At 50.1% G+C, this 12,598-nt stretch carries 11 protein-coding genes; all 11 read right to left on the reverse strand.

Annotation, left to right across the window (positions count from 1 at the left end):
• Positions 1–156: 156 nt before the first annotated feature.
• Entirely contained in the window at positions 157–1,338 is a 1,182-nt protein-coding gene (locus tag H579_RS0103960) for an acetyl-CoA C-acetyltransferase (RefSeq protein ID WP_028299606.1), read from the reverse strand.
• Positions 1,339–1,493: 155 nt separating this feature from the next.
• Positions 1,494–1,874 (reverse strand): aspartate 1-decarboxylase, encoded by a 381-nt coding sequence (panD, locus tag H579_RS0103965; protein ID WP_028299607.1) that lies wholly within the window; start codon positions 1,872–1,874, stop codon positions 1,494–1,496.
• Between the two features lie 91 nt (positions 1,875–1,965).
• Positions 1,966–2,823: a pantoate--beta-alanine ligase gene (gene panC / locus H579_RS0103970; protein ID WP_028299608.1), complete on the reverse strand. Its 858-nt coding sequence runs from the start codon at positions 2,821–2,823 to the stop codon at positions 1,966–1,968.
• A complete protein-coding gene (panB, locus tag H579_RS0103975) occupies positions 2,823–3,614 on the reverse strand; it encodes a 3-methyl-2-oxobutanoate hydroxymethyltransferase (protein WP_028299609.1) in 792 nt (263 codons plus the stop codon). Before panB ends, panC begins: the two co-directional genes overlap by 1 nt.
• Before the next feature lie 106 nt (positions 3,615–3,720).
• Positions 3,721–4,212 (reverse strand): 2-amino-4-hydroxy-6-hydroxymethyldihydropteridine diphosphokinase, encoded by a 492-nt coding sequence (gene folK / locus H579_RS0103980; RefSeq protein WP_028299610.1) that lies wholly within the window; start codon positions 4,210–4,212, stop codon positions 3,721–3,723.
• On the reverse strand, positions 4,209–5,609 hold the full coding sequence (gene pcnB / locus H579_RS0103985) for a polynucleotide adenylyltransferase PcnB (RefSeq protein ID WP_028299611.1): 1,401 nt from the start codon (positions 5,607–5,609) through the stop codon (positions 4,209–4,211). The genes folK and pcnB overlap by 4 nt, the downstream gene beginning before the upstream one ends.
• A gap of 758 nt (positions 5,610–6,367) precedes the next feature.
• Entirely contained in the window at positions 6,368–7,813 is a 1,446-nt protein-coding gene (locus H579_RS0103990) for a sigma-54-dependent transcriptional regulator (RefSeq protein ID WP_028299612.1), read from the reverse strand.
• Between the two features lie 2 nt (positions 7,814–7,815).
• Positions 7,816–10,785, reverse strand: coding sequence for an ATP-binding protein (locus tag H579_RS0103995; protein ID WP_028299613.1), 2,970 nt, complete (start codon positions 10,783–10,785; stop codon positions 7,816–7,818).
• The gene (locus H579_RS29300) at positions 10,775–10,951 is read right to left on the reverse strand and encodes a hypothetical protein (protein WP_028299614.1); all 177 of its coding nucleotides are present in this window, start codon (positions 10,949–10,951) and stop codon (positions 10,775–10,777) included. Before H579_RS29300 ends, H579_RS0103995 begins: the two co-directional genes overlap by 11 nt.
• 95 nt (positions 10,952–11,046) lie before the next feature.
• Entirely contained in the window at positions 11,047–12,009 is a 963-nt protein-coding gene (gene gluQRS, locus H579_RS0104005) for a tRNA glutamyl-Q(34) synthetase GluQRS (RefSeq protein ID WP_245583204.1), read from the reverse strand.
• Positions 12,010–12,068: 59 nt separating this feature from the next.
• On the reverse strand, positions 12,069–12,497 hold the full coding sequence (dksA, locus tag H579_RS0104010) for an RNA polymerase-binding protein DksA (RefSeq protein ID WP_028299616.1): 429 nt from the start codon (positions 12,495–12,497) through the stop codon (positions 12,069–12,071).
• Between the last annotated feature and the right edge of the window lie 101 nt (positions 12,498–12,598).

The raw sequence follows: 12,598 nt of genomic DNA on the forward strand, positions 1-12,598 counted from the left end.
TAAAAAAACGGGTCGCTTATGCGGCCCGTTTTTGTTTCTGCCTGCTTTTATGGCGGGCAATAAAAAACCGAAGCCGCAATTGACTTCGGTTTTGTACTTCGCTTCTTGGTATCAGATCAAGCGTGGGCTTAATCTATACCAAACAGCTAACGCGTATTAATCACGCTCAACGGCCAGAGCAACACCCAGACCGCCGCCGATACACAGAGTCGCCAGACCCTTCTTCGCATCTTGCTTGATCATTTCGTGTACCAGGGATACCAGGATACGACAGCCGGAAGCACCGATTGGGTGACCGATAGCGATAGCGCCACCATTAACGTTCACTTTCGACGTGTCCCAACCCAGCTCTTTGTTTACACTCAGTGCTTGAGAGGCAAACGCTTCGTTGGCTTCAACCAGATCCAGATCATCCAGGCTCCAACCTGCTTTTTCCAGACAGGCGCGAGTGGCAGGCGCAGGACCAATACCCATGATCTCAGGGTTTACACCTACATTAGAGTAAGCTTTGATCTTAGCCAGTACAGGCAGGCCCAGCTCTTCAGCTTTTGCTGCGCTACACAGGATTACCGCAGCTGCGCCATCGTTAATGGTAGAGGCGTTACCTGCGGTGACTGTACCGTCTTTCTTGAATGCTGGGCGCATACCGGCCAGCTTTTCAGCCGTTGTACCGAAGCGAGCGTTCTCGTCGGTATCAAAGACAATTGGATCACCTTTACGTTGAGGGATGGTAACAGGGATGATTTCATCGGCAAAACGGCCGCCTTTGATCGCTTCTTCTGCTTTTTGCTGAGACAGGGCTGCAAAGGCATCCTGCTCTTCACGAGTGACGGAGTATTTTTCAGCCAGGTTTTCAGCGGTGATACCCATGTGGTAATCGTTGAACGCATCCCACAGACCGTCAACAATCATGGTGTCCTGTAGGTTCCAGTTCCCCATGCGCTGACCATTACGGGAGTTAGGCAGTACGTGAGCTGACAGAGACATGTTTTCCTGACCACCGGCGATGATGATATCGGCATCGCCCAAGCGGATCGCTTGAGTCGCCAGGTGTAGTGCTTTAAGTGCGGAACCACAAACCTTATTGATGGTCATGGCAGAAGTTGTTTCAGGCAGACCGGCTTTGATGGTTGCCTGACGCGCTGGGTTTTGACCGCAGCCTGCTGTCAAAACCTGACCCAGGATCACTTCATCAACCTGGCTACCTTCGATTCCGGTTTTTTCCAGCAGGCCCTTGATTACTGTAGCGCCCAGGTCGCTTGCAGCCACAGAGCTCAGTGTTCCATTAAAACTACCAACAGCGGTACGACCCGCAGCAACGATTACAACGTCTTGCATAGGTATTTCCTTTCTTGTCGTGTGTAGCGAATGTTATTGTGCCTTGCAGCATCCATTATGTTACAACTTTGCTAATAAGAAAATACCCTGAAAAGATGACAAAAAAAAAGCTGACCTTAGGTCAGCTTTTAAAAAATCGTGTTTCGCGTAAAAAGTTAGGCGACCTGTACAGGAATCGCGTTGCTTTCGTGAGAAACCTCATTGCCTTCTTTCATGTAGATCAGTGCAGGCTTAAAGGTTGCCAGCTCTGCTTCTGTATAGTTGGCATAGGCGCAAATAATGACACGATCTTCTGGTTTAGCCAGGTGTGCCGCAGCACCATTGACAGAGATGATGCCTGAGCCTTCTTCACCACGGATTGCGTAGGTGGTGAAGCGTTCGCCATTTTCAATGTTATAGATCTGGATCTGCTCGTATTCACGGATGCCGGCCATGTCCAGCAGGTTGCCGTCAATAGCGCAAGAACCCTCATACTCCAGTACTGCGTGAGTGACACGAGCCTGGTGCAGTTTTGCTTTCAGCATGATGGATTGCATGATTATTAACCTTTGACCACTATTTACCTGATACTTGAGCGTGCGCAATTTTGCTGCTAAAAGCAGACAAGTGGCGCAGTATGCCCGAGTTTTAGTTATGATTCAACGCAAATGCGATGTTGTCGATCAGCCGGGCTTTGCCCAAATGAGCTGCCGCAAGGATAACTAGTTCGTCATCATCCGGCCCGGCGGGCTTGAGATCAGACTGACGCCTAACGCTGAGATAATCCGGTGTAAAACCAAGTTGGCTCAGCTCCTCATTACCCTGGGCGCAAAGTGTATCAAAATCTTTGCCACCCTTTTCGATCGCTTGTTTAATTTTGACTAATGTCTGATAGAGCTGTGGTGCCGTTGCCAGCTCTTGCTCTGTCAGATAGCCATTGCGTGAGCTTAATGCCAGATCAGATTCAGCGCGGACTGTTGATACGCCAATAATTTCAACCGGCATACACAAGTCTGCTGCCATCTTGCGAATGACGGCCAGTTGCTGGAAGTCTTTCTGGCCAAACAAGGCAATATCTGGCTGGATGATGTTAAATAGCTTAGTCACTACAGTAGTGACACCCGTAAAGTGACCGGGGCGGCTGGCACCGCAGAGCTCTTCAACCAGCTCGGGGACATTGACCTGGGTTTGGGCTTCGATGCCATTGGGGTACATCTCATTGGCGTTAGGCACAAACAGGATATGACAACCCGCTTCGGTTAGTTTTTCGCTATCCGCTTCCAAGGTTCTTGGATAAGCGTCCAGATCTTCGTTAGGACCAAACTGCATCGGATTAACAAAGATGCTGCATACTACGATATCGCCCGCTTCATGAGCTTCATGCACCAGCTGCACGTGACCGGTATGAAGGTTGCCCATGGTGGGAACAAAAGCGACTTCACAACCGCTTTTGCGATGCTCTTTAATCGCTGCCCGCACCTCTTTGATGGTATGACACAGAATCATTAGAAACAGTGCTCCTCGGATGGGAAGGAATTGTCTTTAACCGCCTGATGGTAGTGCTTCAGTGCCTCAGGGATTGACTGTGCATCGACCATAAAGTTACGTACAAAGCGTGCGGTACGACCCATGGTGATACCCAGCATATCCTGCAGCACCAGAATCTGGCCGTCAGTATGAGGGCCTGCACCAATACCGATCACAGGTACGGTGACAGCTTCTGTTACCAGGCGTCCCACCTCAGATGGTACACATTCCAATAGGATAATACTGGCGCCGGCATCAACCAGCTCTTGGCTGGCAGCAATGATGGCTTGTGCCGCAGCTTCGGTTTTACCTTGTACCTTGTAACCACCGTACTGATTGACCATTTGTGGTGTCAGCCCAAGGTGAGCACACACAGGAACCCCACGCCGGGTCAGTTCGGTAATGCCTTCGGCCAACCAGGCTTCGCCCTCAAGCTTGATCATATGAGCGCCCGCCTGCATCAGTTTCCCGGCATTGACCAGCATCTGTTCAGTGGAAGGGTTGCTCATAAATGGCATATCCGCCATGATCAGAGAGCCGTTGTTACCTCTCGCTACACATTGAGTGTGGTATACGATGTCATCAACACTGACTGGAAGTGTGCTGTCATGGCCCTGAAGCACCATTCCCAGAGAGTCACCGATCAGCATCACTTCGATCTCAGCGGCGCTGATTTGACTGGCAAAGGTTGCATCGTACGCTGTCAGGCAGCTAAATTTCTCACCGGCCTGTTTCAGTTTAGTCAGGGTACTGATTGTCACTGTCTTCATTGTTATCTTCCGTCATTACAATAACGCCCACTGCTTTTGGCGTGGGCGTTTCGGAAAGTGTTACTTTGACGTTACCTGCATCATAAGGTAACAAGCTGGGGTAACTTTACTCTGTAACTGTCAGTAGCTGCAAGTCATCTGTACCAATATAGTGCAGAATCTCTGTAACCAATCCTTTACCGGGAATGCTGATTTCGGGGGAAATTTCCTGCAAAGGTAACAGTACAAAGCCCCGTTCATGCATATGGGCATGGGGCACGGTCAGGCGGGGATTAGTAATAAAATCATCATCATACAGTAATAGGTCGAGGTCCAGGGTTCGTGGGCCCCAGTGGCGCTCCCTTATGCGACGGTGGCTTTGCTCCAGTGCCTGTAACCGATCCAGTAACACTAAAGGCGTAAGCTCTGTCTGCAGTTTGGCAACGGCATTAACGAAGTCCGGTTGGTCCTGAGGGCCTACTGGCTTGCTACTATATAAGGACGATTGAGCGATCAACTGGCATTGATCCAGTTGATCCAGTTCGGTGAGGGCGGTCAGCAGCTGCTGTACCGGATTTTCCAGGTTACTACCCAGACCGATATAAGCTATATGGCTCATGAGCTGCTACTTCGCTTGCGATTACGGTAACGGGGGCGACGCTTACGTTTACGGGGGGCCTGATCGTCATCTCCGGTGTTTTGCAGCAGGTTTTTGCGCCCTGAGCCATCGGTGTCCTGAAAACGGGTCCACCAATCCGCCAGTGCCTGAACGTCTTCCCCCGATTCACTGCGTAATACCAGGAAGTCATAAGCGGCACGGAAGCGAGGGTGCTCTGCTGTTTGGAAAGCGCGCTTGCCCTGACGGCGCTCCAGACGTAATTGGAACTCCCAGATCTCACGCATCGGCTGGCTGAAGCGTTTCGGAATCGAAGTAAAATCTGATTGAGCAAACAGGGTCTGCTGTCCTGCCTGTTGCATTGCTGGTACGGGAGGTATGCCTTCTTCCATGAGCTCGCGGAAAGCATTTTGAATAACCGGCCAAAGCAGTGCGGCAAACAGGAAGGCCGGTGTCACCGGCTTATCTTCGGCGATGCGGCGATCGGTATTTTCCAGTGCCTGCAGGATAAAATGCTCTTTTTCCGGTGCCAGGCTCAGTTGTTCCGAGGTATAAGGGAACAGCTCCTGCAACAGTTGATACTCCTTCAGCAACTGGAAGGTCGCTGCGGATTGACCGGACAGGAATAGCTTCAGCACTTCTTCAAACAGGCGAGCCGCAGGAATCTGGCGTAACAGTTCCGCCATGGGGCGAATCGGCTCAGCCGTTTCCGGGGCGATATTAAAGTCCAGCTTGGCGGCAAAACGAATCGCGCGCAGCATACGTACCGGGTCTTCCCGGTAACGTGTGGCTGGATCACCGATCATACGAATGCAGCGATGATTGATATCTTCAATACCGTCAGCGTAGTCGTAGATGGAGAAATCGCGAATATTGTAATACAGCGCATTGATGGTGAAGTCCCGACGCAGGGCGTCTTCCTCAATGGTGCCGTAAACATTATCCCGTACCAGTAGGCCGTGTTCGGACTGAGAAGAGTGCGCCTTGGCGGTATCTTCTGCCGGTGGTGCCCGGAAGGTGGTGACCTCAATGATCTCGCGGCCATAACGTACATGAACGATACGGAAGCGACGGCCAATAATGCGTGCATTATGGAACAGAGATTTTACCTGCTCCGGCGTGGCATTGGTGGCTACATCAAAATCTTTCGGATGCAGGTCCAGCAAGGCATCGCGCACGCAGCCGCCTACCAGAAAGGCATCGTAATTAGCCTTCTTTAACCGATAAAGCACTTTCAGTGCATTTTCAGAAATACCGGAACGGCTGATGGGATGTTCGTCACGGGAGACAATACGCAATTCATAAGGCTTGGAATTGGATTTGGGCGAGCCGTCTGAATTCAGCAACTGCCGTATAGTCTTACCGGGACGCTTTAGAAACGAAGGAATTCCTTTTAGCATCTCAGGATCTTGAATCTGTGAATAAGAAGGGATGAGTGTACCCTAAAAATAAAAACGGGGCCAAACAGTTGGCCCCGTATAATAACTGTCCGCTTCCGTGCAGACGATATGTCAGACTTCGGTAAATCGCTCTGAATGCGCAATGACAGTCTATTAATGTACAAACCCTGGTGGTTAAACCTGTTATTTTTGTTTTCCAGTACGAAGTATCACTACTTCTAGCTTGGACCGCCTCGTATTCAAAACAATTATCCAATGATGTTTTTTCTGCCCGCTGTTGTTTTTATTTTCAGGCAAGTACCTTTGTGACCTGTTTTGTTGTTTTTGTTACAAGTGTTAGGTACTACAGTTAGTTCGCTACGGTTAATCTTTTTTGACCTGATTTGTTATTGTTGTTTCAGGTTTGGCATTGTACCGGGCTTTGTTTTTATTTTTCCCATGTCGCTTGCCGCGTTTTTCAGACTCTTATTATTTTTGTTGATCAAGTCTGTTTAAGAGTTTTTTGCCGTTTGTTGTTTTTGTTCGGCGTGAACGTTAACCGTCGTTCTTGTTGTTCTGATCATAGTAATTGCACTTGATGTGCCAGCTTTTCTAAATTCGTTTAAAAACAATGGGTTGCATGTATTGTTTGATGGGGCTGGACTTTTGTTTTGACAGGTTGTTACCTATGAAACAATCTTTTTAGGGAGATGCTGGGTGTTACGGTAACACTCGGTATTTTTACCAAGTGTTACCAAGTATTGTTCAGAAATGTGAACTCAACCACTTTTTTTCTGGTTGCTCTTACGTCGGGGGATGCCCAGGCGCTGACGACGCTCCCATAGACACTTACGGCTGATGCCCAGTTTCTGTGCCAGTTCGGTTTCGCTCATCTGATCTTGGTGTTCCAGCACAAAATGTTGGAAATAGTCTTCTAAAGACAAGTCATCCGGTGCTTTAGTTCCATCATTACGTGCGTTACTCACAGGAGAGCGCTGGGGTACACCGATAGAAGGTAATGCCGATTGAGTACCGGGTGCAGGCCGGCTTGGAGCCTGAGTTGGCAGTTCAATACCCATATCGTCCAAATGAATCAGGTTACCTTCAGCCAGAATTACGCCGCGCTCGACGGCATTTTCCAGTTCACGCACGTTGCCAGGCCAATCGTATTTGCTGATCGTTTCGCTGGCATGCTTTGAGAAACGCAGATTGTTGCGCTCCATACGTTCACAAGCAAGGGAGAGGAGAAACTCGGCAATTTCCAGAATATCATCACCGCGCTCTCTTAATGCAGGCAGACCTATCTCCATTACATTAAGTCGGTAATAGAGATCGAGACGGAAGTCGCCTTCCCTGGATAGCTTTTTCAGATTGCGGTGTGTCGCTGCAACCAGACGCACATTGACCTTTTTTGATTGCACGGAACCGATACGGCGGATCTCACCTTCCTGCAGCACCCTTAATAACCGGGCCTGAGCTTCCAGTGGTAGCTCACCAATTTCATCCAGAAACAGGGTGCCACCATCGGCGGCTTCGACCAGACCGCTACGATTGGTATTAGCACCGGTAAAGGCGCCTTTTTCGTAACCAAACAGCTCGGACTCGATGAGGGTTTCGGGAATTGCGGCACAGTTGACCGAGATCAGCGGAGCATTCTTACGTCGACTCTGGTTATGAATCGCTTTGGCTACCAGCTCTTTACCGGTACCTGATTCGCCCTGAATCAGAACCGTCGCATCCGTGGGGGCCACTTTGCGGATGCGCTGATAAACCATCTGCATGGCAGCACAGTGGCCGATCATGCCCATGGTGCCGGGTTCATCACTGTCTTCTTCTCTGCCACTGGCCTCCGTTTCTCTATGAGGTGACTTATTGGCGTGCAGGGTAAGAATGCGATTAACCGCTTCCAGCATTTCATCATGATCAAAGGGTTTGGCGATATAGTCCACCGCGCCCATCTTCATGGAGTCCACCGCAGAACGCAGGCTTGCGTAGCTGGTCATAATCAGGACCGGAATACCTTCTGCCAATTTGATCAGATCGGTGCCTGGCGTTTTGGGTAAACGCAGATCCGAGATTATCAGATCAAACTCTTTCAGCTTGTAACGTTCCAGTGCTTCATCCACTGAAGCGGCTTCGCTGACCTGAAAGTCATTGCGTTCCAGCAGGCGTTTAAGCGCCGTACGAATAATATCTTCGTCTTCTACTACCAGTATCTTGGTCATTATCACGTCCACGCAGATTCGCTTTTGGCTTCAGCATGGTGAAGAGGCAGGGTTATATTGACCTGGGTTCCTCGACCTTGCATCCGGTCGGCGGGGCTGACGATGTGTATCTGGCCATAGTGTTCTTCAACAATACTATAGACCAGTGCCAGTCCCAGACCGGTCCCTTCTCCGGGCTCTTTAGTGGTGAAGAAGGGCTCAAAAATATGTTCTAGCTGGGCCTCAGGGATACCACAGCCACGATCAGTAACAGATACTGTTACTGTGTTCTCCAAAAGGGTGGCAGTTATAGTAACACTATCTCCGGCTTCTGAGGCATCCCTTGCGTTACTTAATAGATTAACAAATACCTGAATCAACTTCTGAATATCGCCAATCACCTGAATATGAGATGAACACTGGTTGAGAAACTCAATATCTTTGCCCTTTGAGCTCAGCGATACGAGACTCACGGCCTCATTTATCGCCGCGCAGATATGCATCGGCTCCTGCTGATCCTGACCGGTATGACGACCAGCATGGGCAAAACTCACCAGGGAGTGCACGATGCGACTCACCCGTTTGGTGAGTTCCAGAATCTGTTCGGCGGTTTCTTCGATCACCTCGGGGTTGTCGGTTTCATACTTTAAGTTCTGTACCAGGGAGGATATGCCCGTAATAGGGTTGCCGATCTCATGAGCCACTCCCGCAGCCAGACGACCGATGCTGGCCAAGCGTTCGCTGTGTACCAATTCCTCTTCCAGCTGTTGGGTATCGGTATGATCTTCCAGCAGAATCACGGAACCATCCATATGGGACAAGGGCTCTTCAATATGAGCCTTATGCAGGGAGAACCAACGGGGTTGGCCATTATCCTGGATAACTTTCTGAAATAGATGGGCCTGCTCTTGTTGTTGGATAAATTCGCCCAGCAGGTTCTGCCACGGCTGAGGCAGGGCATCAAAGCGGGAACCGATCACTTCCTTGCTGCTGATGGCGGTGAGTTCCTCCATCGCGTGGTTCCACATCAGAATCTCCCGATCATTACCTAGGGAGCAAACACCGATAGGCAGATATTCCAAGGTTTGTCGGTGGTAACGGCGTAAGCTATCCAGCTCTTTAGCTAATCCTGTGAGCTGAGACCGATAGTTCTCTAATCGGGTTTCCACAAAGTGAATGTCTTCCGAGTGACTTTGACTGTTACCGGCCTGATAGGGTAGATACTGATCAACAATCTCCTGAGCAATGGCTGGCCCCATCAAACCGGAGAGATTAGCCTGAATGCGGTCTCTTAATCGGCGCAGAGCATAAGGCCTGCCATCATCTGGACTAAGCTTCAGACTACGCAGCGCACTGTCTACTTCCCGTTGTGCAGTGTTCTGGCCCAGAGGTACAGCCAGGAAGCCAACAAAGTCCTGACAGGTGCGGGCTTGTAGTTGTAAGCGATGAGGCCTGGACATGGCATCGACTGAGCAGGCACTGGCACCCTCTTTTTCATCTTCACTGGGCTGAATAAACAGAGACGTAAAAATAAAGACGACAATATTGGCGGTCACAGAGGTCAGTGCCACCTGATACCAGCCATCACTGCCGGACTGAAACACCAGATTGGTGGCGGGAACAGCGATCTGATCCAGGTTATAGAGTAGAGGAATCACCTGGCCAAAGATCCAGATACCGATACCGGTGCATAGACCGGCAATCAAGCCGATACGGTTGGCCGTGGGCCAGTAAAGCACGGCCAGAATACCGGGCAGAAACTGCAGAATACCGACAAAAGAGGTCAGTCCCAGGCTGGCCAGATCGTGTTTGACGCCCAGCGTGAGATAAAACAGATACGCGGCAATAATAATGGTACCGATCAACAGGCGACGGAACCACAGCAGCCAGTTGTAGATATCAAATTTGGCTCCGGGTTGATAGGCCGCCAGTACCAGGTGGTTCAGGGTCATTGCAGCCAGGGCTAGTGTGACGAGGATAATAGTCCCGCTGGCAGCAGACAGACCGGCGACAAAGACCAGAATGCCGATCAAACCATGGGTCGCTTCCTGACCGATACCCAGAATCATATATTCCGGTTGTAGGCTAACCCCCTCTGCCATACCAGCCCATAAAATCAGCGGCACCGGTAAACTGAGCAGTAACAGGTATAAAGGCAATGCCCAGGTGGCACGATACAGCACCTCGGTGGATTGGTTCTCGGTAAAGATGATATGGAACATATGAGGCATGGCGACTGCGGCTGCAAAAAACAGCAGTAACATGGTGCGCCATTGCCCTGCCTCTAGTGGCTGCTGTAGGGCCTGGAGTTGATCGCTGTGATCCTGTAGCCAGATTTCTAAACCCTGAAAACCATCAAACACCTCAAACAGGGCATAGCCACCAATCAGCAACATCAGAATCAGTTTGATAATGGATTCAAAGGCGATAGCAACTACGAGGCTTTCATGCTTTTCCCGCAGCGAGGTATGTCTGGCGCCAAACAGAATAGCAAAGGTGGTGATCACCAGACAGAAGGCTAACGCCAGGGTATGGGGTGAGGCTTCGTTGGTCAGAATATAGATGGAATCGGCAACCGCCTGGATCTGCAGTGCTAACAAGGGCATCGCCCCCATCAACATAAAGACAGTCACTAAACTACCGATCCAGCGGCTGCGAAAGCGAAAGGCAAACAGATCCGCCAGAGACGATAGCTGATAGGTCCGGGTGATACGCAGAATCGGGATCAGTAAGACGGGAGCTAAAACAAAGGCTCCGGCGACACCGAGATAATAGGATAAAAAGCCGTAGCCGTGCTGATTAGCCAGTCCAACGGAGCCGTATACCGCCCAGGCACTGGCATAGACACCCAGGGATAATACGTAGACAACCGGGTGGCGGGTCAGTTTCCTGGGTAGCCAGCGACGTTCGGTGGCATAGGCGCATAAGAACAGAACTAACAGGTAGCCGACACCGATGGCGAAAATCTGTCCCAGACTAAAGCTAAAGTTCATCAAGTTTTCTCTTTTGTTCCAGCCAGACGGAGATGCCGATCAGTGCGGCCCATACCAGATAAGGACGATACCAGCTGCCGTTACTGTCGCCCCACCAGTCCATTAATACGGGGGAAAACAGATAACCGGCAAATACCAGAAAAAGGATCAGGCGGTAGATATACATTGAAATGCCTTACACGGTCAGTGATGACCCTGCTGAATTGAGTGTGTTGTGAAATTACGTGTTATGCAATCAATCGTATACACGATGTCTTCAGATTAAAGCGAGTCGGCAGTAGCGTGCAGGCTCGCTTCAGGAATATCGGCACAGCCTGGAACACGGGAGATCTGCCACTGCTGGATCGCCCACTGTAACAGCTCAATATAAGTGGCGGTAAGTATATTTTTTTCTAACGCTATGTCAGAAATCAGGCCTAACGCCTGTAATGCCCGTAGCAACAATTGACGCCGATCTTCGGGTGCAATTCCAGGGGCCAGATTTTGTTTGCTTAGCTTCTGCCCCGTGGGATTGGTAATTACAGGGATATGGGCATACTCAGGCTTTGGCAATTTAAGATAATCGATCAGCTGTAACTGTCGTGGCGTGCTTTCCAGAATATCGTAACCGCGCACGATCTGGTTGACGCCCTGTTCGGCATCGTCCAGTACCACGGCCAGCTGATAAGCAAAGAGTTTATCCCGGCGCTGAATAATAAAATCACCCAGTTCGTCCATCTGCCAGGAGCAAGTACCCTGGATACGATCTTCAATACTGAACTGGCCCTGAGTCCGGATACGCACGGCGCAATCGGTTGTACGTTCGGGTGGTTTTACTCTGCACCAGTTGGGATAAACGGGATGACCTTTGAGCTGTTTGCGGCTGCACTGGCAGTAATAGGCCAGGCCTTGCTGTAGCAGCCAATCAACACAGGCCTGATAGCGTTCGTTTTGCTGGCTCTGGTAAAACACCTCACCATCCCAATGCAGATCAAAGTCGTCCAGAGTTTGCAGGATTTGTGTGCTGGAGCCGGGTTGTTCACGTGGCGGATCGATATCTTCGATACGCAATAGCCACAGGCCGTCGTGTGCTTTAGCATCCAGATAACTGGCTAATGCGGCGACCAGAGAACCAAAATGAAGAGGACCAGAAGGTGTCGGTGCAAAACGACCGATATAACGTTGCTCGGTTATGTACGTTGTCGGTGTTGAAGGCATTGCATGAGCTGTAGAAATGAGAGGCATAGGTAGAGTGATGCAATAACGGGGCAAGGAAAGCTTGCCCCGATTATTGAATAAGAGAGTTAACCGCCAATCTGACGCTCTTTGATTTCAGCCAGCGTTTTACAGTCTGCACACAGAGTGGCTGTAGGGCGTGCTTCTAAGCGACGAATGCCGATTTCAATACCACAGGACTCACAGTAGCCGTAGTCTTCGTTATCAATATCGTCTAATGCTTCATTGATCTTTTTGATCAGTTTGCGCTCACGGTCACGTGTACGCAGTTCTAGGCTGAATTCTTCTTCCTGAGTGGCTCGGTCAGCGGGGTCAGCAAAGTTGTTTGCATCTTCCTGAAGATGTTGCACTGTACGGTCAACCTCTTCCATCAGATCCTGTTTCCATTGCAGAAGAATCTGGCGAAAATGCTCAAGCTGCTTATCATTCATGTACTCCTCGCCGTCAACGAGGTTATACGGTGTGAATGAATCATTGTTGGTTGCATTGTCTGGCATATGACTGCCCCATATTAGTGTTATTGGATACCTGGGGGATGCCTGCCGATTTCTCGTCCATTAGTGGCACCCTCACAACGCAGAACAACCTCTGCGTTTTT

It is taken from the genome of Oceanospirillum beijerinckii DSM 7166, from assembly GCF_000422425.1.
Classification (GTDB): domain Bacteria; phylum Pseudomonadota; class Gammaproteobacteria; order Pseudomonadales; family Halomonadaceae; genus Oceanospirillum; species Oceanospirillum beijerinckii.